Origin of the sequence: Peribacillus simplex (genome assembly GCF_030123325.1) — a bacterium.
Taxonomy (GTDB): Bacteria; Bacillota; Bacilli; order Bacillales; family DSM-1321; genus Peribacillus; species Peribacillus simplex_D.
The window spans coordinates 1250411-1273438 of sequence record NZ_CP126106.1 but is presented as its reverse complement, the minus strand read 5'-3'; the positions used below and the strand labels follow the sequence as shown (position 1 = coordinate 1273438).

Annotated in this window: 23 protein-coding genes and 1 pseudogene; 9 read left to right on the top strand and 15 right to left on the bottom strand. The window is 41.1% G+C overall.

Going from position 1 to position 23028, the window contains the following annotated elements; translation table 11 throughout:
- Positions 1 to 8: 8 nt before the first annotated feature.
- The 8 genes from QNH43_RS06125 to argC all read right to left on the bottom strand — a co-directional run bounded on the left by QNH43_RS06125 (position 9) and on the right by argC (position 9773).
- Positions 9 to 188 carry a YjzC family protein gene (locus tag QNH43_RS06125; RefSeq protein ID WP_034314546.1) on the bottom strand — a complete coding sequence of 60 codons (180 nt, stop codon included), beginning with the start codon at positions 186 to 188 and terminating at the stop codon, positions 9 to 11.
- Positions 189 to 320: 132 nt separating this feature from the next.
- Positions 321 to 1280 (bottom strand): ornithine carbamoyltransferase, encoded by a 960-nt coding sequence (gene argF / locus QNH43_RS06120; protein ID WP_076367153.1) that lies wholly within the window; start codon positions 1278 to 1280, stop codon positions 321 to 323.
- Entirely contained in the window at positions 1277 to 4396 is a 3120-nt protein-coding gene (locus QNH43_RS06115; protein ID WP_283917169.1) for a carbamoyl-phosphate synthase (glutamine-hydrolyzing) large subunit, read from the bottom strand. The genes argF and QNH43_RS06115 overlap by 4 nt, the downstream gene beginning before the upstream one ends.
- Positions 4389 to 5471 carry a carbamoyl phosphate synthase small subunit gene (locus QNH43_RS06110; RefSeq protein WP_283917168.1) on the bottom strand — a complete coding sequence of 361 codons (1083 nt, stop codon included), beginning with the start codon at positions 5469 to 5471 and terminating at the stop codon, positions 4389 to 4391. Before QNH43_RS06110 ends, QNH43_RS06115 begins: the two co-directional genes overlap by 8 nt.
- An 81-nt stretch (positions 5472 to 5552) precedes the next feature.
- Entirely contained in the window at positions 5553 to 6704 is a 1152-nt protein-coding gene (locus tag QNH43_RS06105) for an acetylornithine transaminase (RefSeq protein WP_283917167.1), read from the bottom strand.
- Positions 6701 to 7474: an acetylglutamate kinase gene (gene argB, locus QNH43_RS06100; protein ID WP_076367161.1), complete on the bottom strand. Its 774-nt coding sequence runs from the start codon at positions 7472 to 7474 to the stop codon at positions 6701 to 6703. The genes QNH43_RS06105 and argB overlap by 4 nt, the downstream gene beginning before the upstream one ends.
- A gap of 12 nt (positions 7475 to 7486) precedes the next feature.
- On the bottom strand, positions 7487 to 8719 hold the full coding sequence (gene argJ / locus QNH43_RS06095) for a bifunctional ornithine acetyltransferase/N-acetylglutamate synthase (RefSeq protein WP_283917166.1): 1233 nt from the start codon (positions 8717 to 8719) through the stop codon (positions 7487 to 7489).
- A gap of 16 nt (positions 8720 to 8735) precedes the next feature.
- Positions 8736 to 9773, bottom strand: coding sequence for an N-acetyl-gamma-glutamyl-phosphate reductase (argC, locus tag QNH43_RS06090; protein WP_283917165.1), 1038 nt, complete (start codon positions 9771 to 9773; stop codon positions 8736 to 8738).
- Positions 9774 to 10005: 232 nt separating this feature from the next.
- Here argC and QNH43_RS06085 point away from each other — a divergent pair, with 232 nt between their 5' ends.
- Positions 10006 to 10695, top strand: coding sequence for a Crp/Fnr family transcriptional regulator (locus QNH43_RS06085; protein WP_283917164.1), 690 nt, complete (start codon positions 10006 to 10008; stop codon positions 10693 to 10695).
- A 270-nt stretch (positions 10696 to 10965) separates the two neighbouring features.
- Here the strand turns inward: QNH43_RS06085 and moaA are convergent, their stop codons facing one another.
- The 3 genes from moaA to QNH43_RS06070 all read right to left on the bottom strand — a co-directional run bounded on the left by moaA (position 10966) and on the right by QNH43_RS06070 (position 13302).
- Positions 10966 to 11979: a GTP 3',8-cyclase MoaA gene (gene moaA, locus QNH43_RS06080; RefSeq protein WP_076367169.1), complete on the bottom strand. Its 1014-nt coding sequence runs from the start codon at positions 11977 to 11979 to the stop codon at positions 10966 to 10968.
- Positions 11980 to 12086: 107 nt separating this feature from the next.
- A complete protein-coding gene (locus tag QNH43_RS06075) occupies positions 12087 to 12395 on the bottom strand; it encodes a metal-sulfur cluster assembly factor (protein WP_076367171.1) in 309 nt (102 codons plus the stop codon).
- Between the two features lie 118 nt (positions 12396 to 12513).
- The gene (locus tag QNH43_RS06070; protein WP_283917163.1) at positions 12514 to 13302 is read right to left on the bottom strand and encodes an alpha/beta fold hydrolase; all 789 of its coding nucleotides are present in this window, start codon (positions 13300 to 13302) and stop codon (positions 12514 to 12516) included.
- 219 nt (positions 13303 to 13521) lie between these two features.
- Between QNH43_RS06070 and QNH43_RS06065 the strand changes: the two genes are divergently transcribed.
- The 3 genes from QNH43_RS06065 to QNH43_RS06055 all read left to right on the top strand — a co-directional run bounded on the left by QNH43_RS06065 (position 13522) and on the right by QNH43_RS06055 (position 14841).
- Complete coding sequence (locus QNH43_RS06065) at positions 13522 to 14337, top strand: Cof-type HAD-IIB family hydrolase (protein ID WP_076367175.1); 816 nt, start codon at positions 13522 to 13524, stop codon at positions 14335 to 14337.
- Positions 14338 to 14440: 103 nt separating this feature from the next.
- Positions 14441 to 14593, top strand: coding sequence for a hypothetical protein (locus tag QNH43_RS06060; RefSeq protein ID WP_164468789.1), 153 nt, complete (start codon positions 14441 to 14443; stop codon positions 14591 to 14593).
- Complete coding sequence (locus QNH43_RS06055) at positions 14593 to 14841, top strand: DUF3813 domain-containing protein (RefSeq protein ID WP_283917162.1); 249 nt, start codon at positions 14593 to 14595, stop codon at positions 14839 to 14841. Before QNH43_RS06060 ends, QNH43_RS06055 begins: the two co-directional genes overlap by 1 nt.
- 47 nt (positions 14842 to 14888) lie before the next feature.
- Here the strand turns inward: QNH43_RS06055 and QNH43_RS06050 are convergent.
- Positions 14889 to 15077: pseudogene (locus QNH43_RS06050) on the bottom strand (KGG domain-containing protein); the annotation flags it as partial.
- A gap of 136 nt (positions 15078 to 15213) precedes the next feature.
- On the bottom strand, positions 15214 to 16056 hold the full coding sequence (locus tag QNH43_RS06045; RefSeq protein ID WP_076367181.1) for a YitT family protein: 843 nt from the start codon (positions 16054 to 16056) through the stop codon (positions 15214 to 15216).
- A gap of 156 nt (positions 16057 to 16212) precedes the next feature.
- Here QNH43_RS06045 and QNH43_RS06040 point away from each other — a divergent pair, with 156 nt between their 5' ends.
- From QNH43_RS06040 to QNH43_RS06020, 5 genes are all read left to right on the top strand, one after another.
- Entirely contained in the window at positions 16213 to 17079 is an 867-nt protein-coding gene (locus QNH43_RS06040; RefSeq protein ID WP_283917161.1) for a DegV family protein, read from the top strand.
- Between the two features lie 68 nt (positions 17080 to 17147).
- Positions 17148 to 17279, top strand: coding sequence for a DUF3941 domain-containing protein (locus tag QNH43_RS06035; RefSeq protein ID WP_076367185.1), 132 nt, complete (start codon positions 17148 to 17150; stop codon positions 17277 to 17279).
- A 103-nt stretch (positions 17280 to 17382) separates the two neighbouring features.
- Entirely contained in the window at positions 17383 to 17874 is a 492-nt protein-coding gene (locus QNH43_RS06030; RefSeq protein WP_063232211.1) for a YajQ family cyclic di-GMP-binding protein, read from the top strand.
- Between the two features lie 229 nt (positions 17875 to 18103).
- Entirely contained in the window at positions 18104 to 18979 is an 876-nt protein-coding gene (locus tag QNH43_RS06025) for an SDR family oxidoreductase (protein WP_283917160.1), read from the top strand.
- 111 nt (positions 18980 to 19090) lie between these two features.
- Positions 19091 to 19879 (top strand): MBL fold metallo-hydrolase, encoded by a 789-nt coding sequence (locus tag QNH43_RS06020; RefSeq protein ID WP_434060156.1) that lies wholly within the window; start codon positions 19091 to 19093, stop codon positions 19877 to 19879.
- Positions 19880 to 19916: 37 nt separating this feature from the next.
- Here the strand turns inward: QNH43_RS06020 and QNH43_RS06015 are convergent, their stop codons facing one another.
- Together QNH43_RS06015 and QNH43_RS06010 are read right to left on the bottom strand one after the other, a co-directional pair.
- Positions 19917 to 20960, bottom strand: coding sequence for a LacI family DNA-binding transcriptional regulator (locus tag QNH43_RS06015; protein ID WP_283917158.1), 1044 nt, complete (start codon positions 20958 to 20960; stop codon positions 19917 to 19919).
- A gap of 342 nt (positions 20961 to 21302) precedes the next feature.
- Complete coding sequence (locus QNH43_RS06010; RefSeq protein WP_283917157.1) at positions 21303 to 22952, bottom strand: glycoside hydrolase family 13 protein; 1650 nt, start codon at positions 22950 to 22952, stop codon at positions 21303 to 21305.
- Positions 22953 to 23028: the final 76 nt, after the last annotated feature.

Below are 23028 nucleotides of genomic sequence, written 5' to 3'. Positions count from 1 at the left end.
TAGATGTTTCATGGCTTCCGCTTATATGTCCAAATCCGGTTATGATTGGACGTTTCAGGAAAAGAATCCCCTGCATCAAGCTTTACCATTTTCGGATTCACTACCGTGCTGCCCGTTTCACCGATTTCTACGTAGGTCCCATTATTAGGTGCCTTCTGACCTGGCTTAAATTGGCGATTTTGCCCCATAGATTTCACTCCTTTTACATGCTTTCCCCGTTATTATTACCAGTATTCTTACATTCATGTCAGAAAAATTAAGAACATACAGGAAAGCGGCTTGAATCAAAAAGCGCCTGCTCAGGGAGCAGACGTTTTTTGTTATGACATTAAATCCACCAGAACCGCCTTTTGGGCATGCAGACGATTTCCGGCTTGATGGAAAACGACGGAATTAGGTCCATCGATGACTTCAGCCGTTACCTCTTCTTCCCTGTGGGCAGGGAGGCAATGCATGAATAAATAATCTTCTTTGGCAAATTTCACAAGTTCACCATTGATTTGATAATCTTTAAAAGCCTCTAAGCGGATACTATTCTCGATTTCCTGCCCCATGGAGGTCCATACATCGGAATAGACGATATCCGCATCTTTTATGGCTTCCGAAGCTGAGGTTGTCACCACAATTTCACTGCCAGTCTCTTCTGCCACTTTTTGGGCATAGGCGACGACCTTTTCATCAGGTTTATAGGCCTCAGGACACCCGATGGAAAAATCCATTCCCATTTTTGCACAGCCTACCATCAATGAATTGGCAACATTATTGCCATCACCGATATAACTCATCTTCAAGCCTTTTAGCTGCCCTTTTAATTCGATGATCGTCAAGAAGTCAGCAAGCACCTGACAAGGATGTGCAAGATCTGTCAACCCATTGATGACTGGGATAGAAGCATTTTCTGACAATTCCAGGATTTTTTCATGCTCGAAGGTACGAATCATGATGCCATCAATGTATTCAGAAAGGACTTTTGCAGTATCGGAAATAGTTTCACCACGTCCAATTTGCAAGTCATTGCCACTTAGGAACAAAGCATGTCCGCCAAGCTGCATCATGCCTACTTCAAAAGAAACACGGGTACGGGTAGACGATTTTTCAAAGATCATCCCCAGCGTTTTCCCTTTTAAAGGCGTATATTCTTCACCAGCTTGCAATTTGCCTTTAATGGTCTGTGCTAGCTTTAATAAATCTGCAATTGCAGTTGGTGCAGCCTCTTTCATGGTCAAAAAATCTTTTCCATTTAAAATCTTCGCTTGTGTCGGTGCCGTCATTGAACTCATACGTGTGACACTCCTTTCGAATATGGTACAAGCCATTCCTGAAGAGAGGTAACCCCTGGATCAACATTTTCTACAGATTGTAAATAGGCTTTGAAAGTCTCTTCTTCCGTAAATGCAAGCAGTCGGTATTTCGCTGCAAGTAACCTTAGCTTCTTATCTTCTTCCGTTGTTCCATATGCCAAAACGACTGCCGCATTTCCTTCATTTAACCATTTATCAAAATCCGAATTCCCCAATGTCAAACCCGCTTCTTTGATTTGCATTAACAAATCTTCACTTAATTGGACTGATTCTGATTGATAAACACCTGAAGTATGTTTAGCTTTTTGAGCATGGAATACTTTTGACAACGCTTCATTTACCGTTTTTCCGATGGCGATTCCTTCACCTGTTGATTTCATTTCCGGACCTACCTTCGAATCAAGTCCGCTTAGTGCAAATGTAGAGAATACCGGATATTTGACGACTGCATATGGAATTTCTTCCATTAAGCCAGTTTTTTCGAAAACATTCGACAATGAATATTTCCCGAGCAATATTTTTGTCGCTATTTGCACCAAGGATACATCGGTCACTTTACTGATGATTGGAATTGTCCGGCTGGCACGAGGATTCACTTCCAATACATATACACTATTTCCCTCAATCACGAATTGGATGTTCATGAGTCCTTTATAACCAAGTTCCCTAACTAGTTTTTTAGCATAAAGGGTCATTTTATCTTTAATATCATCCGTTAAGGATTGAGCTGGCAATAATGCCATGCTATCCCCGGAATGGACGCCTGCTTTCTCTATATGTTCTGCAATGATGGGAATGTACACATCGTTTCCATCCGCAATCAAATCGATTTCGGCTTCCTTCCCTGGAATATAGGAATCGATCAATACGGGATATACTAGTGCCGACCCATTTGCGATTCTATTCAATAAGCTTTCCTTGGAGCGGATGATTTCCATTCCCTGGCCGCCAATTACATAGGATGGGCGTAAGAGCACTGGAAAACCGATTGCCTCTGCACTGGCAATTAATTGTTCTTCACCATTAGCCATTGAACCCGGTACATGGGGGATATCCAGTTTTTGAAGAAGCTGATAAAAACGATCACGGTCTTCTAATTGATCAAGTGTATCGAATGAAGTACCCAACAAATTGACACCGTAATCTTCCAGGCCTTTTGCCAGGTTTATCGCAGTCTGCCCACCGAATTGGACGATAACATCTTCAATATCTTCCGCTTCTATTACATTCAGAACATATTCAAGAGTTAAAGGTTCGAAATATAGGCGGTCTGCCGTCGCAAAATCCGTGCTTACCGTTTCTGGGTTATTATTGATCATGATCGTTTCGACATTTTCATCCTGGAGTGCATAAACACCGTGAACCGAACAGTAATCAAATTCTATTCCCTGTCCGATGCGGATCGGACCGCTGCCAATCATCAACACTTTCTTTTTGGCCGTTTTTTTCTGTTCGTTCTCACCAAAATATGTTGAATAGTGGTAGTTCGTATGTGATTCGAACTCGGCTGCACATGTATCAACCGTTTTGTAGGCAGCAGTTACGCCCAGTGATTTCCTGTGTGCTCTCACTTCCATTTCATTTACTTTCCATACGGAAGCAAGATAGCGATCTGAAAAGCCCTTTTCCTTGTAAAATTGAAGATCTTCCCTTGTTACCTGATCGATTTCCTTAGCTTCAATTTCCAATTCGTTTTGGATCAATGAAGCAAAGGATTTAAGGAAGAAATAATCTATGGCTGTTGCTTCATGGATTTCTTCAATCGTCACACCTTTTCTAAGCATTTCAAAAATGACAAAGATGCGTTCATCAGATTTTTCGGCAAGCTTTCCCCAAAGTTCAGGAACTGTATTATTTTTCAGAGATGATAGCTGCAGCCCAATCGTTTTCAATTCCAAAGAATCGACGGCCTTTTGGACTCCCCCCTCAAAGCTGCGGTGTAAAGCCATCACTTCACCAGTCGCCTTCATCTGTGTTCCCAATTTGCGGTTGGCGGTCGTGAATTTATCGAATGGCCACCGCGGGAACTTTACAGCTACATAGTCAAGAGCAGGCTCGAAGCTTGAATATGTGCTTTTCGTTACTGGATTGATGAGCTCCGATAAATTGTAGCCGACAGCGAGCTTTGCAGCTATGCGGGCTATGGGATAACCTGTTGCTTTGGAAGCTAGTGCCGATGAACGGCTGACGCGCGGGTTTACTTCTATTAAATAATATTGCTTGCTGTTCGGATCAAGTGCAAATTGAATGTTACAGCCGCCAATGATACCTAAAGCGGAAATGATTTTAATGGAAGCGGCACGCAGCATCTGAAACTCATCGTCCGATAAAGTCTGTGATGGTGCCACGACGATCGAATCACCTGTATGAATCCCAACCGGATCGATATTTTCCATATTACAGATGGTGATGCACGTATTGTTGCCATCTCGCATAACTTCATATTCTACTTCCTTATAACCAGCTATGCTTCTTTCAATCAAGCATTGTGTTATCGGGCTTTCTTGCAGTCCGCCCCGTACAAGTTCCTTAAAGGTATCAAGTGAATCAGCAATCCCACCGCCAGTTCCGCCGAGTGTATAAGCGGGACGAACGATGATGGGGAAACCGATTTTGTCGGCAAATGCCAACGCTTCTTCAAGTGTATGGACAATTGTACTGTCGGGAACAGGTTCACCTATTTCAAACATCAATTCACGGAACAGTTCACGATCCTCCCCTTTTTTGATGGAGTCGATCGGAGTTCCCAATAATTTGACTTTATATTTTTCAAGTACCCCCGCATCATCCAATTGATAAGCAAGATTCAATCCTGTTTGACCGCCTAATGTAGCGAGCAGGCCATCCGGCTTTTCTTTGGAAATGATTTTTTCAAGTACATCAACTGTTAGAGGTTCGAAATAGACAGCATCCGCATTCATATCATCAGTCATGATCGTTGCAGGATTGTTGTTGACCAGTATGACTTTATATCCTTCTTCCTTTAAAGCAAGGCAGGCCTGTGTACCTGCATAATCGAATTCGGCGGCCTGCCCGATGACAATCGGCCCCGAACCAATCACTAAAATGGTCTGTATCGTGTCGTCCTTAGGCATAAGCTTTTTCTCTCCCGCTATAATCATTTATCATTTGTAAAAAGTCGTTGAATAGTAATGAACTCTCGATAGGTCCTGGATTTGCCTCTGGGTGGTACTGCGTAGTGAAGATTGGCAAGTCTTCATGCATGAGCCCCTCAACCGTGTTATCATTCACGTTTCTGAATCTCACTTGCAGCGATGTTCCTTGTAAGCTCGGTTCATCAACCTCATAACTATGGTTCTGTGAACTCATATACACCCTTTTCGTTTTCAAATCGACCACGGGCTGATTCGCACCGCGATGCCCAAACAGCATTTTTTTGGTATTTCCACCTAAGGCAAGGGCCGTTAATTGATGACCGAGGCAAATGCCCATCGTTGGAAAATTCGTAATGATCTTTTTAATGTTTCCTAAAAGGTATTCAAGCTGTTTTGGATCCCCAGGCCCATTTGAAAGCAAAATTCCATCTGGCTTCAAGTCCCTGATTTGTTCGAATTCAGTATCGAATGGTACGACAGAGACTCGGCAGCCTTGTTCGACCAATGAATCCAATATGGATTTTTTATAGCCGAAATCCATCATCACCACGTGCTTGTCGCCTTCCCCAAAACACTCGATAACCTTTGTGGATACCTCAGCAACGTGGGCTGATAAACCATTCAGGCCGGGTACGACATTGTATTTTTCTTCCGCTGTGATGACAGCCTGCATGGAACCTTCCTGTCTTATATTCTTAACGACCGCTCTTGTGTCAACATGGCTTAAAAGAGGAATGTTCCACTTGTCTAAATATTCACCAAGTGAATATTTAGCTTGATAATGGGAATGGCTCATATTTCCTTCATATACAATCACACCGGCAACATGCGGCTTCTTACTTTCAAAATCATATTCATTGATTCCATAATTTCCGATCAGCGGGTATGTGAAGATGACAATCTGGTCCTTATATGAAGGATCTGTCAACACTTCTTGATATCCGGTCATTCCTGTGAAAAAGACAATCTCTCCAGTGATTGTTTTTTCAGTCGATTTAGTCAGCAGTTCCCCTTCAAAGACGGAACCATTCTCTAAATATAGATAGCTTTTCATGATCTTCACCTCTTTAGATGATGTATATTTATATATACGATAGCATAATTATTCATTTCGTTCCATAAAAATTCAATAAATTTAGATAGTTTGTTTTATTGCCAATACTTTTTTAATTTTGTCTATCGCCATATCGATCTCCGATTCGGTGACCGTCAGGGATGGGAGTAAACGAAGCACTTTAGGACCGGCACTCAATACAAGTAAGCCCTCTTCTTGCAGTTCCATTAAAAACACCTGGACATCTTGTTTACATTCAATTCCGACCATCATTCCCAGACCGCGGATCTCTTTCACTTCTTCCATGTCCTTCAATGCTTTTGCCAATTCGCTCTCAAGGTATTCAGCCTTTTTAACGGTTTCTTGTAAAAACCCTGATTGGAAAATTTCCTTTAACACGGCTTCGGCCGCTGAGACACTAACGGGATTACCTCCAAAAGTGGATCCATGACTCCCAGGGTTAAAGAACTCAGACAGCGCTTCCTTCCCAATCATCGCCCCGATTGGCAAGCCATTTCCTAGCCCCTTTGCTGAAGTGATGATGTCCGGTTGGATATTGAAATGTTGGAATGAAAATGGTTTCCCTGTACGCCCTATTCCAGTCTGAATTTCATCTATGATAAGGAGAGCTCCTTGTTCTTGGCATTTAGTTTGAATCGTATCCAGATATGATTGCTGTACAACATGGATACCGCCTTCTCCTTGAACAATTTCAATCATTACAGCTGCCGTATTTTCATCGATGGCCGCTGTCATTGCATCATTATCATTAAAAGGAACATATTCGAACGAAGCTAGCATCGGTCCGAAACCAGTCTTGATTTTTTCTTGCCCCGTTGCAGCCATCGTTGCAAACGTGCGGCCGTGGAAAGACTGCTGACATGTGACAATTTTGCTTTTCCCGGTAGCTTTACGGGCTAGTTTGATAGCTGCCTCATTCGCCTCGGCACCGCTGTTGGCAAAGAACACCTGATTTAAACCAGAGGCATCAGCCAGCATTTTTGCCGCCCGTTCCTGTAGGGAACTTTGAAACATGTTCGATACATGCCAATATTTATTAAGCTGTTCCGTGATGGCCGCTTTTACCAACTCATGACAATGTCCAAGATTCAAAACCCCGATTCCGGATGTGAAATCAAGATACTCTTTACCTGCTGTACTCGTAATCTTCAATCCTGACGCTGTTTTTGGCTCAATGTTCCATCTTGCATATGTTGGAAATAAATTACTCATTGAAATACCCCTTCTTCCTGAAGAAATTTCGTACCGATGAATTGTCCGTCTTGATAAAAATGATCTTTCCCGCTAACGATCATCACTTCTTCAATCCCTTTATTCAGCACCGACAGCGCTGTAGTGACTTTCGGGATCATTCCCCCATGGATGCTTCCATCATTTATTAAGTTCTTCGTTTCCGTTTCATTCAATCTCTCAATGATCTGCCCATTTTTCAAGACCCCTTTAACATCGGTCACAAATAAACACATAGCAGCCGATAATGCCTTCGCTACAGACCCTGCAGCCATATCGGCATTCACATTTAATTTAGTGCCTTCTTCGGTAGTTGAAATGGGCGTCAATACCGGACAATAACCTTTTTCGAATAAAAGTCCGAATAATTCCGTATTGACTTGTTGTATCTCACCAACAGCTCCAAGTTTCTGTTCATCGATATAATCACCTGTGAGAATTCCGCCGTCAGAGCCATTTAAACCGATTGCCTTGATGCCATGTGATTCCAATTTATGAACGAGGCTGCGGTTCGATTTGCCTGCCAGCATAAGTTCCACAATTTCCAGCACTTCTGTGGTCGTTTTTCTTAAACCATCTTCAAATACTGGTTCAATTTCAAATTTTTCAAGCATTGAATTTATATCAGGTCCGCCTCCATGCACAAAGACAATATGGTACCCACGGTTTTGTAACTCTTTTACACTACTGAAAAACGACTCCGATAACTCATTAATGATGCTGCCGCCACACTTTACGACTAATATATCCATACTTTTCACCTCTTACGAACGATAGCTCCCGTTTATTTTCACATAATCATAGGTTAAATCGCAGCCCCAGGCCGTTCCTGATTCATTACCATCTTTCAAATAAACATTAATGATGATACTTTCATTTTCCAAGTATGCTTTGGCTTCTTCCTCAGAAAACATTACCGGCTCACCATCATTAAGTACGACGATATCTCCAAAAACGATCGTTGTTTGATCCGGATTGAATTCCACTCCGCTTCTTCCCATTGCAGCAATGATTCGTCCCCAGTTTGCATCCGCTCCAAAAGCTGCCGTTTTCACTAGATTTGACCCAACGATCGTCTTCGCCATCATCTGTGAATCTTGCTTCGCAGGCATGCCATGAACATTCACTTCTATCAGTTTTGTGGCACCTTCTCCGTCTTTCGCAATTTGTTTGGCTAGATTTTCGGAAGTTTGTTTTAATAATTCCAGGAAAATGGACCATTCAGGATGCTCAGGTGTCAAAGGTTCATTGTTCGCTTCTCCATTCGCGAGCACTAACACCATGTCGTTCGTTGAACAGTCACCATCAACCGTGATTTGATTGAATGTATCATTTGTAATGGAGGAAAGTGCTTGCTGTAAATCATCCGGTTCAATTACAGCATCCGTCGTAATGAAACCAAGCATTGTGGCCATGTTTGGATGAATCATTCCCGAACCTTTCGCAGCACCGCCCATTTTCACGGTTTTTCCGTCAATAATCGTTTCATAACCACAGCTCTTCGTTACAATATCCGTTGTTAAAATGGCTGTACCAAAAGCTTCAGCAGCTTCAGTTGTATTTTCTGGCTGCAATGACTCTATGCCTTTTTTTACTTTTTCCATTTCCATGAATTCCCCAATGACTCCCGTTGAAGCCACTGCAAATGAATGGTCCTCCAAACCGAACTTTTGAGCTGCAAGCTTCCTCATTTCATTTGCATCTTTTAAACCCTGTTCACCTGTACAAGCATTCGCACACGCACTATTCACTACAATGCCGTGAAGCTTTCCATTTACGGCTATGCTGTCTTTCGTTACATTGATTGGAGCGGCTTGAACAACATTTTGTGTATAAACCGCCGCGGCTGATGCTGGGACATCGGTAAAAATGATGCCAACGTCCTTTTTGGAATAACGTAATCCTGCATGTACACCTGCCGCTTTGAACCCTTGGGGCATTAAAATGTTTCCTTCTTGAATTTGTTTGATTTCTTCAACTGGCTGTAATGTTTTCATTTTTTTCCTCCAAAGTTTACGGATATAGCGGACTGTTCCATAGTCCTGCCGTTTCTTCTAGTTCCATTAATATATTTGCATTTTGAATGGCCTGCCCTGCAGCACCCTTCACTAAATTATCAATAACTGAAACCACCGTTACCTTACCTGTTCTTTCATCATAATCAACGCCTATGTCGCAAAAGTTCGATCCATATACTTGTTTTGTGGATGGAAAGCGATCAAGGGGCTGTACCCGGACAAATGGGTGGTTCTCGTATACGGTTTCGTATAAATCCTTTAATTCAACATTTGAGGTTTCCCGATTCACCTTTATATACATCGTTGCCATAATCCCTCGTGTCATTGGAACAAGATGGGTATTGAAGGTAATAGGCTCTAAACCTGATGACCATCTCCCAAGCTGTTGTTCGATTTCCGGTATGTGTTGATGTTGATTTACCTTATATATCTTAAAGTTCTCATTCATTTCACTATAATGGGTGACTGCCGAAAGTGATTTACCCGCCCCTGAAACCCCGGATTTTGCATCGATGATCACATCGGCAGCTGCTCCGGCCAATCCTTCAGTGAATAAAGGGGCAAGACCTAAGAGTGATGCGGTTGGGTAGCACCCTGGATTTGCAATAATCGTTGCTTTTTTTATTGCTTCGGCATTCCATTCAGTCAATCCGTATACGGCTTCCTCAATAATGTGCTGAGGCGCTGCTGGTTTTTTATACCATTGTTCATATTCACCTGGAGTTTGAAGCCTGAGGTCTCCTGATAGGTCGATTACTTTAATGTCAAGGTCGGAAAATTCCGAAATCAATTGCGAGGAAACACCAGAAGGAGTTGCAAGAAATACAATATCGGATTTTTTTGCAATCGCTTCCGGATCAATTTCTTCTAATTTGTCTTTCATATGCATGAAATGTGCATTTTCTTCAGATAAACTTCGGCCAAATTGGGAAGAAGTATGCAATGATTTTATTTTAAATTGCGGATGATTATTCAAAAATCTTATTAGTTCCATTCCTCCATAACCCGTTGCACCTACTATTGATACGTTCATAAAACCATCTCCTATAATTTCAGGTCCCTGTCATTCTTTGATTCTATTATTATAAGACTGAATAAAAATAAAATCAAATGTATTTTTATAAAATTCTAAACTAATATTTCAAATGAAAAATTATCCACCTAAACTCCTAGAATTATCCAAAGTTGTTGACTGCTAGTGTTTTTTCCGTTTAAATCAAAGGTAGTGATTGAGTTTTAACTGTATTTGGAAAGGTGGTCATTGCATGAGTGAATTATCGTTATCTAATCGGATGCATTCAATTTTAGATAATAATCAGCAAGTTAAGCATATGGAAAAAGGGCGCTACCTTTTTCAGGAGAGCACCCCAGCAAGTGATTTGTATTACATTTTAAAAGGAAAAGTAGAAGTGAGTAAGGTTGTTCCTGACGGTCGGGAATTAACTATACGCATTAGTTCGGAGAATGATTTGGTTGGGGAAACAGTCTTATTTTCTCCAAATCCTAAATATATGATGAATGCAAAGATGATGGAAGATGGAACTGTTGCGATAATTTCCAAAGAAGCATTAGAAGAGAAAATCGCCTCCGATAGCCATCTTGCAGTCGAGATGATGACATGGTTATCGGCTCAAAACCGTAAAAATCAGGCTAAATTCCGCGATATGCTCCTGCACGGCAAGAAAGGTGCATTTTACTCCACCCTTATCCGTTTATCAAACAGTTATGGCACTGAAGCAGAAGACGGTAAAGTTATCAATCTTCCCTTTACAAACCAAGAACTCGCCAATTTTTGCGGCACATCCCGCGAGGTAGTCAATCGAATGCTCGCTCAATTAAGGAAAAACAATGTCATCACCATTAAAAAGGGACGCATTACGATTCTTGACTTTGACTTTTTGAAACAGGAAATCGACTGTGAAAACTGTCCGATAGAAATCTGTACCATCGATTAAATCCCACATAAAAAAATAGGTAAATACATAATGCCTTACGGACCTTAATATGATTGGCGTTTATTTTCAGGCTGAATTTTCCCTAGGACCATTTTATTATTTTCATTTCCATGGTTCCTATAAAAAAATATAAATATGCATAAAAAAAGTATAAAAATCGATTTCGTCCATTGACTGCATCAGAAGTTCCTAATAACTATATAAAAAATGAAGGGACGGCATAATCGCCATCCCTTCATTTTTTATTCATTCGGAAGGAGTATTTGAATATTACCCGCCAATGAATGACATTTCGATTTTTTCCTGTTTCTTGGCCGTTCCCGCTGCCCGCTCATCCGAATAGCGGTCGTCCCTACGATTCCAAAGCGAAATGATGAATCCTGTCAATTCTTCATCTGTCATGCCGGAACGGAGCAATGACTTCAAGTCATGTCCCTTTCCATTAAACAGGCATGTATATAAACTTCCATTAGCAGAAAGACGTGCACGTGTACAACTTGAACAAAAAGACTCGGATACGGAGGTTATGAAGCCCACTTCTGCAGTAGTGCCCTTATAACGGAAGCGTTTTGCCACCTCTCCAAAATAATCTTCTTCAACCGGTTCTAGATCGAATTCGGTTTGGAGCATCGCAAGCAGTTCTTTTTTCGTAATGACATTCTTCAACTGCCAGCCATTTGTATGTCCGACATCCATGAATTCTATATAGCGTAATTGAATGCCCTCAGCTTTACAAAATCGGGCCATCGGCAGGATTTGAGATTCATTGGTTTCTTTTTTCACTACCATATTCACTTTAACGCCAAGCCCTGCTTCTTTGGCAGCTGCGATGCCTTCCATAACAGGCTTTATGCCGATATCCCTGCCGTTCATCTTCTTGAAAAGTTCATCATCGAGGCTGTCTAAGCTGATATTCACCCTCTGCAAACCAGCTTCCCTCAAATTCACGGCATGTTTTTTCAAGAAGACTCCATTCGTAGTCAGTCCAATATCTTCAATACCTTCAATTTTAACTAGATATGAAATCAGAGTTGTGAGATCTCTCCGGAGTAATGGTTCCCCGCCTGTCAACCTTAGTTTTTTTACCCCTAAGCTTGCAAATATTTTAGAAAGCCTTACAATTTCCTCATAAGATAATAGCTCACTTTTAGGCAGGAACTGAAAATTCTCATGAAAAATTTCAGCAGGCATGCAATACTGGCAGCGAAAGTTACAGCGATCTATGACTGAAATCCTTAAATCCCTTAGTGGCCTGTCCAATGAATCTTTAATTTGACTGTTCAATTAACCACTCCTAGCCGAAAGTATTAGAAAAAACCAGACCATAAAAAGTGACTCAATTGAATGGATTCACTGTTTTTTGACTGGCTTTTCATTTCTATATAGAGTTATTATTTGATTCCTAATGCAATTTTAGCATATCTGGACATTTTATCTTTCGTCCATGGCGGACTCCAGACAATCTTCACATCCGTTTCCTTTACCTCGGGGATATCTTCCAGAACCAATTTAACTTGATCGACGATCGTCCCAGCTAGCGGACAGCCCATGGAAGTCAATGTCATCGTCACGGTAGTCAAACCTTCCTCATCCATATCCACATCATATACCAAGCCTAAATTAACGATATCTATGCCAAGCTCAGGGTCAATGACCTGCTCCAAAGCTCCCAATATAATGTCTTTTGTATCTTGATCCACTTCGATCACTCCTTTTATGGAAAATCTCTTCGTTTTAGATTGTCGGTTTCATCATTATGTCCATTTTTGACTATAATTTATGTCCGTATTAGAATCATAACAGATTTTGAGTGAGTACTTAAGCTTTTTGCACAGTTGACAGTAAATGTTTCGTGAACCAGTCTGCAGTCATAAGCACGCCTTCCCTACTTACTTTATGTCCAGACTTAGGATCAAGGATAAATTCAATTTTTTCATCTGCCTCATTATACCCTGCTTTGACAGCTTCATAAAAACGATATGCATGTTGATAAGGCACAACCGGATCTTTGGCACCATGCCAAAAAAGAAGCGGACGGTTGGTAAGCTTATCCTGATTCAGACTCAAATCAAATGGCTTGAGCTGTTCAATCATCTTGGCAACTTCCTCATCGGTAGCTGGGAAATTAACTTTCCTTTTCTTAATCTCCGCCATTTGGAGCTCTGCATACGCGACATATGATGGGTTTCCCATTAAACTGACTCCGGCGGATATCCATTCATAAGCAGCCAATGCCCCATTAGTCACTATTCCCCCCATTGAGGTACCAGCTACGCCAATTCTGTCAGGATCAATTAATTTTCGGGATAATAAATCATCCTTCAACAAAGATAAATCCTGGATTGTCTGCAAAACCATTTCCCAAAAACGGGGCATCATTTGAGATTCACTTAAACCAGCTTCCCTTTCCCCATGATGAATCACATCGGGAAGAAGTACACGAAAACCCTTTTCTGCCAATAAATAAGCATAATGAAGATTGTGTTCTTTTGCACTTTGAAAACCATGTATAAAAATAATAATCGGCAATTCCTGATTGAAGGTGGTTTCTTCACCTAGGTGCAATACAGGAATATGTCCAATTAGTTCTTTTTCAATTATTATCAAGTTAACCCCTCCGAATAATTTGTTCCGGTCAATACCATTAATGGCATTGGCATTCATCATTCCACTCTTTAAACCTGAGCTTCGCTTTAATCATCATAATCTTGGATATAGTAATATCATACAGGAATGCATAAAGAATGAAAAAGATTTACATTTACTTTAAAATAGGCTTAACAATATTTGCATATAATGAAATCAAAAAGAACAGAAGGTGTGTACATGGCTGAGAAACATTTAATCGTATTGGATCTTGATGGTACTTTACTTACAGATAACAAAACAATTTCTTCAAGGACTAAAAAAACACTCCTAAAACTAAAAGAAGATGGACACGAAGTTATGATTGCTACCGGGCGTCCCTTTCGCTCAAGTGAACTTTATTACCGGGAATTGGGGTTGACTACACCAATCGTTAATTTCAATGGCGCTTTCGTCCATCACCCATTACATACAAGCTGGGGGGTATACCACTCTCCACTGGATATAAGTGTAGCGAAAGATATTGTTGAAGCGTGTGATCAGTTTAAATATCATAACATCATCGCAGAAGTCCGGGATGAAGTGTATGTTCATTATCATGATGAAAAGCTGATGAACATGTTCAATGTAGGAAATCCGATCATGAAGACAGGTGACTTGCGCAATTACCTTCAGGATTCCCCAACTTCGATGCTAATTCACACAGATAGCGAATTCGTAGGACAGATTCGCCAGCATTTATCCGATGTCCATGCCGAATTGGTCGATCATCGCCGCTGGGCAGAGCCTTTTCATATCATCGAAATAATAAAAAGCGGGTTAAGTAAAGCCGTAGGTTTAAAACGCGTTTCCAACTATCTGGAAATTCCTCAAAACAGGATAATCGCTTTCGGTGATGAAGATAATGATTTAGAAATGCTCGATTACGCGGGAACCGGGGTGGCCATGGGAAATGCGATTTCGCCAGTGAAAACGGTAGCAAATACGACTACATTGACGAATGAAGAAGATGGTATAGCGGTCTTCCTCGAAGAAAAATTCAATATAAAAGCCTAATACGTCATTTTTTACCTTCATAATATCTCTCTTTAAAGCCAAACTAATATGGACAACAGATCCACTCCGTTGTCGACAACGCTCAGAATCGGAGGAGATAAGAATGGGTAAAAGCAGTAAATCTAAACGATTTGTACAGCAAGGCAAAGAAAGTGTTGCCAGGCATGCCGAAAAAATCCCTTATCACACTACGTTTGAAGAGGCTGAAAAAGACAGGTTAAGAATTATGTCAGAACAAAGCTATGGTGGCTTCTAATGGGAAACAATCTATTCCAGAAGGCAAGGGAATTTGTTGAAGAAGCTCTCCACTCTGAGCATGACGGTGACCAGCATAAGACAGAGGAAATCGCTAAAAATGCTCTTCACTCTGAGCATGGCGGTGACCAGCGCAAGACAGAGGAAATCGCTAGAAACGCTCTTTCATCAGCCTTTGCCAATACGACCGAGGCCGAAAAAGAACAACTGCGAGAACTTCAGGAAGAACTGGAAAACCACTCTAAATAACGTGAAAGCCTCCAGGATTCCTGGAGGCTTTCGCGTTGTTTTCATCCATTGTCATTTCGTGCCTTACCGCCTTTTTCACCGATTTCTTTATAAAAGTCTTTACCATGGGAATCAGCAGTGGCTTCTCCGCCCTTTTGCCCAATTTCCCGGTAAAAATCCTTGTCGTGATTTTTAGAAGTGGCTTCCCCGCCTTTACGACCTGCTTCCTGTCTGCTCATTTTTTCGTCGTTAGCCATTTTTATCACTCCTTCATAAAGTTTTAAATTGGCGTTTCATTTTAAGAATTTTCCGTTTCATACAGGCAATAAACTTAAAACGCCTAAATACTTCCTTTTGTAATAGAAGTGTAATGGCCTTAATCTTTTGTTAATATCATTCCCTGCGGAAAGTTCCAACTATGCCTGAAGTTTCTATGATGTTTGTGAAAGCATGTGGGTCCACTTCCTTGATGATCCGTTCAAGGTCATACAGTTCATACCTTGTAATGACAATCAATAACATTTCCTTAGTTTCGTTGGTGAACGCCCCTTTTGCAGGAACCCTTGTGATTCCGCGAACTAACTTAGCATGGATTGCCTGTTTAAGTTCTTCGCTTTTCTTTGTAATGATCATGGCCGTAAGCTTTTCATGACGTGTATGAATCGCGTCAACGACACGGGTCGATGTATAAAGGGTAACAAGTGTGTACAAAGCTTTTTCCGGTCCATAAACAGCACCTGCCGTTACAATGATCACGCCATTCAACAGAAATAAATAAGTACCTACGGGCTTGTCCTTCTTCCGTGACAGAAGCATGGCGATAATATCCATTCCGCCAGTAGATGCACCGTATTTCAAGGTGATTCCCACACCTACTGCAGCTATGACGCCGCCAAATACCGCATTTAATAATATGTCAGGCGACCAGCGTGTAATCGGAATGATTTCCATAAAGAAGGACATCAAGACAACACTAAGGAAACTATAAAAAGTGAAAGATTTTCCAACCTTTCGCCAAGCAATGATCGTTACTGGGATGTTCAATAAAAACAATAGAATACCTGTCGATACATTAAAAGGAGCAAAAGAACCAATCATCCTCGATAGAAGCTGGGCCACTCCTGTAAAGCCGCTTGCATATACGTTTGCCGGTATTAGAAAAAAGTTCATTGCGATGGCATTCAGTAATGCTCCGACCACAACTATGATAATTTTCTTCATTTCACCACTGTACATCCTAAAAACCTCCATTTCACCCTTATTCTATTATCTTTTTACCCTTAATTAATTATTCTATTTATGTAGAGATTGAATTTTTACCGTTACGTGCTACACTAAAATGTAGAGTGATCACTCATTTTCTAAAAATTGTAAAAAGAAAGCAGGTGTATTATGGCTATCACAATTCTTGCAGATAGTGCATGTGATTTGCCGTTGTCTTTCTATAAGGAAAACAATGTTTCATTAATTCCTTTACAAGTCCATCTTGACGGGAAAAATTATGAAGATTTACTTACCATTAATTCTCACGAAGTCTATCAGGCGATGATTGAGGGAAAAGCCCCGAAAACATCGCAAGCTTCCCCAGAATACTTTATAGAACTTTTCACACAATTTGCCAAAGAGAAAAAACAAGGGATTTATATAGCCTTTTCCTCTGAGTTATCAGGCACATATCAAACGGCAGTGATGATTCTTAATCAGGTGAAGGAAGAGTACCCTGACCTTGACATTGAAATCGTCAATACGAAATGCGCTTCGATGGGCGTCGGTTTAATTGTAAAGAAAGCAGCCGATCTAGCAGCAAACGGTGCCACTAAAGAAGAAATCCTAGCTGACATAGAATTCCAAACCCGGCATATGGAGCATCTATTCACTGTAGATGACCTTGAGTATTTGGCCCGTGGCGGCCGCATCTCCAAGACATCTGCCCTTGTTGGCGGTTTATTAAACATTAAACCGTTATTGCATGTAGAAGATGGGAAGCTTGTTCCGCTTGAAAAGTTACGCGGCAAAAAGAAATTGATTAAACGTGTAATCGAATTAATGCACGAAAGAGGAAAAAATTTAAAAAACCAAACGATTGCCATCAGTCATGGTGATGATGAAGCGACGGCCCTGGAATGGAAGGAAGCCATTCAGAATGAATTCGGGACAACCGATTTCATGATCCATACAATCGGCTCCGTCATCGGCGCACATGCCGGTCCTGGTACAATCGCCCTCTTCTTCTTAAACGATACCCCTGAGAAATCATAAACATACATACTCCCTTCCATAATTGTGAACAATATATATTGATCAGATAATGGAAGGGAGTTTTCTCTATGTCAAAAACAACCGATGACAATAAAAGGCCAAAAGATAACCAAGCGAGAAATGCTGAAAAAAATGTCGCCTATCAGGAAAACCTTGCTGCGGGTAAGCACTCCTATTCGAAGAAAACAGACCATAAATGACGCGAGGGGCTTGTCCCCTTGCTTTTTTAATATGGTCTAGATAGTTGTCTTCCTATCACACTTTCTCTATAATAAAGGAAATAAAACCTGCTGGAGGTAAGTGATGGCAAAGGAAAATTCATTTGATATTGTTTCGAAAGTAGACTTTTCAGAGGTAACGAATGCAGTTACCATGGCTATGAAGGAAATACAAACACGCTATGATTTTAAAGGGAGTATAAGCAGCATCACCATTGAAAAAGAAGACCTTGTTTTAGTGTCCGACGATGAATATAAGCTCGAACAGCTGAAGGATGTTCTCATTAGTAAACTCATTAAACGTGACGTACCAGTCAAGAACTTGGACTATGGCAAATTAGAAGGAGCTTCTGGCGGAACCGTTCGTCAACGGGCTAAGTTGATTCAAGGCATCGATAAGGAACAGGCAAAAAAAATCAATACCATCATTAAAAATAGCGGTCTTAAAGTGAAAAGCCAAATCCAAGATGATCAAATCCGTGTTACCGGTAAGAACCGTGACGATTTGCAAGGAATCATTTCCGCAATCCGGGGCGCTGATCTTTCCATTGATGTGCAATTCTTAAATTACCGCTAAATATGAAGGCCTCACCTTTGGGTGGGTCTTTTTTTATTTGCATCATTGCCTCAATAGCCGTGAACCCCTTTTTCTTCAAATGAATCTCCTTCATGTAACATGGAAAGACTAGTCATGTTCCCTTAGTATAATTACCCATGATTTATTTGGTTGTTTTTTCCACGTTTTCTTTTTACTAAAAAAAGGAATAGAAAAAGCATAGATAAATTAAACAGGAGGCGTTTTAATCTTGACTACCCAAAACCAAAATCAGAACAAACAAGGATTTCCACCTCAACATCAACAGCATCAACCTGGATTGGAAACAAAAATGGAACCGAACCCCGATTCAGTTAAAGCTGCCTACAAAGGAAGCGGCAAACTAAAAGGTAAAACGGCAATCATAACAGGAGGAGACAGCGGAATCGGTAAATCGGTTGCCATTTATTACGCCAAAGAAGGAGCGAATGTGACAGTTGCATACTTGGATGAACACGAGGATGCCAAAGCGACAAAAGAATTGATTGAAAAGGAAGGCCAGAAATGTTTACTCATTTCCGGAGATATCGGTGATGAAGCCTTCTGCCAGGATGTCGTCAAAAAAACGGTTGAAGAATTTGGCGGTTTGGACATTCTAGTCAACAACGCCGGTGAACAGCATGTGCAGACAAGTATCCTTGACATTTCAGCTGAACAATTGGAAAAAACGTTCCGCACGAATATTTTCTCGATGTTCCACTTAACTAAAGCTGCATTGAAGCACCTAAAAAAAGGTAGCAGCATCATTAATACAACCTCTATCACAGCCTATCAAGGCAACCCAAAACTAATCGATTACTCTTCAACAAAAGGTGCAATACTGGCATTTACAAGGGCCCTGTCGAACTCCATTTCAAAAGATGGCATCAGAGTGAACGGCGTTGCCCCAGGTCCGATCTGGACACCGCTGATTCCTGCCTCATTCGGAGAAGAGGATGTCGCCAAATTCGGACAGGATACTCCAATGGGCCGCGCAGGGCAGCCAGAGGAATTAGCACCAGCTTATGTATATTTGGCAAGTGATGATTCATCCTATGTCAGCGGACAAGTCATCCACGTAAACGGCGGCACCGTGGTAAACGGATAAGCCTTACCCTTTCAAAAGCAGTGGATTTCAAAAATCCACTGCTTTTACTCTTTCAAGCAGGATATTTCCGGTTAAAGCGGAATGTATGAATGGGAAGGAGTGGAGTCATTTTTGAAAAATATTGTAGATCCATGGTTCACCGTTCAGGAATTGGACTCAGAAACGTTTGCAATCAGTGAATATGGTCATTGGGAGAAAGTTCATTCCTTTTTATTACTTGGGGAGACCCGAGCTGCGTTAATCGATACAGGATTAGGTATCTGTTCGATTAAGCGGATTACAGACCAGCTTACCGATCTTCCGATTATCGTCCTGACGACACACGTTCATGCGGATCATATTGGCAGTCATGGGGATTATGATACAATTTATGTTCATGGTGATGATGCCTATTGGTTGATTAACGGCATTGAAGGTTTGTCCTTGGAACAAATAAGAAAGAACATGGCCCGGGATATCACTGTCCCCATACCCGAATCATTCGATCCTTATACATACAAGCCATACCAGGGGTCACCTGATAGGCTCTTAGCGGATGGGGACACGATTGATATTGGGAACCGCAGTTTAGGCATTTATCACACACCTGGGCATTCACCTGGCCACATCTCAATTTTGGATAATGAAAAAGGTTATTTATTTACTGGCGACCTGCTTTATTCAGATACTCCAGTTTATGCATTTTATCCCTCGACAAGCCCTGAAGACCTTGTGAATTCATTAGAAAAAATCGCAAAAATCAAGGCAGTATCCAAAATTTATGGCGGACACAACCAACTCGGCCTCGAACCAAGGATCTTTGAGGAAGTCCTTGAAGCCATTCAATACCTTAAAGAGAATAATTTGGTCAGACATGGAAGCGGTATACATGCATTCAAAAGTTTCAGTGTACATTTCTAGGAAAAAAAGCATTGCTTTTATGCAATGCCCTTTTCGTTCAATAAGTCATGGCCATTGCACCTTGCTTGATCGATCTGCAGGAATGCCTTTCCACGAAATGATGTGGAATGATGGTCCCAGCAGGAGCATCCCCAGTCTGCAGCATTTGAATGATGCCCTTAGCGGCCTGATATCCCAAATCAAAAATATTGATATCTACGGAAGTCAGGGCTGGTAATGACAGTTCAGAGAAAAGAACGTTATTGAAGCTGACGATTGAAATTTCTTCAGGAGTGCGCACGCCCATCTCGCGAAGTGAATGCACGATGCCAAGTGCCATAAGATCATCACTGACCAACAAAGCGGTTGGTGGCTCATCGATGGATAGTAACCTTTTGGCAGCTGCTTGTCCCCCTTCATGCAAAAAATCTTCATGCAGGGTATATTCCCCCCTTCGATCGATTCCAGCCCTCTTCAATGCCCGTTCGTATCCTGACAAGCGATCAAGGGTCATCACAAGGGTTACGTCTCCTCCGATGAATCCAATCCTTTCATGTCCTAGCTGTATGAGGTAATCCGTTGCCTGTTCGGCAGCCAAGACATTATCATTATCAACATATGTTATCTCCTCAATAAAATCATAGGGTTTCCCAATGATCACAAATGGAAAAGCCCTTGCTCTCAAATAGGTCAGAATGTGATCGTTCATCCTTGAATACATCAGGATTATTCCATCAACCATCCCCCCCTGCACCATATTCACTACTCCTTCGTAGATTTCATCTTCTGTTTTTCCCGTGCTTAGCAACAGGGAATAATGATTTTCCTGAGCTCCCTCACTTAGACCCTGAAGGATCGTCGGAAAAAACGGATTTTGATAATAATCATTTGACGAACTTGGCATTACCAAGCCTATGATCCTGGTCGATTGATTGGCAAGACTACGGGCAATGAAGTTTGGATGGTATCCTAATTTACTCATCGCCTTACGTACCCGTACCTTTGTTTTTTCACTTATCCGAGGATTGTTTGCAATCACTCGAGAAACTGTTGAAGGAGCAACATTCGCTAACTGTGCCACATCTTTTATTGTTATGGCCATGCATTTCCCCTCTCCCTTCTTAGCCTTTATTGACTTCATTTAATGCAAGGTGAATACCAATAAACACTTCTTTAATATTCGTTTTATATTTATACATTTTGTATGTATTCATAATACACTCAGTTCAATAGTTATATCCATACTTTTTTTTATGTTTGTTCAATTTTTCAGAAAATACTTACTTTTCCGTTTTTTTCATCTCTGTTTTAAAATTCAAAAAGAAGCTGATGTATGATCAGCTTCTAAAAAAATGGCATGTCTATTGGCGATCCAGAAGTCAGACGACTAACTACATAGGTTTTAAGCTAATTTCCAATCAAGTCCATAGAAGTGATTTTCAAATTAATAACGATAAACCCTCGTTTCATATGGACGTAAATCAATAAGGGACACCTCAGGGCAATCCTCATAATTAGCTAGCAAAAGTTCCATTCCCCCCCAGTAAGAGAGGTCGATTTGGTGGTGATTCATACTAAAATTACAAACTACCATGACTGAATTATCATTCATATTTCTTGTATAAATATAAAGTTCAGGATGATCTTCCCATAATAATTCATATTCCCCATAAACAAGCACCTGATGTTTTTTTCGAAGATCAATCATCTTTTTATAAAAATGATAAATGGATGACGGGTCATTTATCTGCTGTTCTACATTAATGGCGCGATAATTGGGATTAACCCTCATCCAGGGTGTTCCGTGCGTGAAACCGCCATTTTCGAAATCATTCCATTGCATCGGTGTTCGTGAATTATCACGGCCGCTATGCCAGATAATGTTCATGATTTCATCATGCGGGCGACCTTTGGAGGTCTCTATCCGATAAAAATTTTTCATTCCTACATCATCATAATCATCAATCGAATCAAATTGGACATTCGTCATGCCAATTTCCTGACCTTGATAAATAAAAGGTGTGCCTTGCATGAAAAAGTATAGAGCCCCAATCATTTTTGCGCTTTCCAACCAGTATTGATGATCATTTCCCCAGGTGGATACACTTCTTGGCTGGTCATGGTTTTCAAAAAACAAAGCATTCCATCCTTTGTTTTTCAGCCCCTTTTGCCATTTGGTCATTGTGCGCTTTAATCCCAGAACATCAACATCTTGATTCTGTCCCCTATTCCAAAGTCCAAGATGTTCAAATTGAAATATCATATTGAACTTACCATTCGATTCCCCGACCCATTCTTCCGCCTGCTCAATCCTGACACCATTGGCCTCACCGACCGTCATGATATCATACTTAGAGAAAGTCTCTTCTTTCAATTCCTGAAGGTAATCCAGAATCCCGTCCTGATTGGTGTGCATTTCAAACGCAGGTACGTACTGATGCCAATAAGGATTGGGCATATCCGGAAGGCCATCACGCTTATGAATATGCGTGATGGCATCAATCCGGAAGCCATCGATTCCTTTATCGAGCCACCAATTGACCATTTCATATAATGCCTTTCGTACATCAGTATTTTTCCAGTTTAAGTCTGGCTGCTTTTCGGCAAATAAATGTAAATAGTATTGATTGGTCCTTTCATCGAATTTCCAGGCACTTCCGGAAAAGATGCTTTCCCAATTATTAGGCTCACGACCGTCCTGCCCATCCCTCCATATATACCAATCCCGTTTCGGATTATTGCGGGACGAACGTGACTCTACGAACCAGGGGTGCTCGTCACTTGTATGATTCAAAACAAGATCGAGTATCACCTTCATCCCACGTCCGTGAACATCTTTCAATAACAGATCAATATCTTCGATTGAACCGAATTCATCGGAAACTGCTTGATAATCACTAATATCATAGCCATTATCCGCATTGGGCGATTTATAAAACGGACAAATCCAAATAACATCAATCCCTAATTCCTGCAGATAGTCAAGCTTTGAAATCAAACCTTTTATATCACCGACTCCATCACCATTACTATCCATGAAACTGCGCGGGTATATTTGATAGCAGACCGCTTCTTTCCACCAGGTCTTATTCATGCTGTAACCTCCCGATCCTGTTTTCCACAAAGCCTTAGGGACAATGTTTGGCGGCTACCGACAATCGAGAGGTATA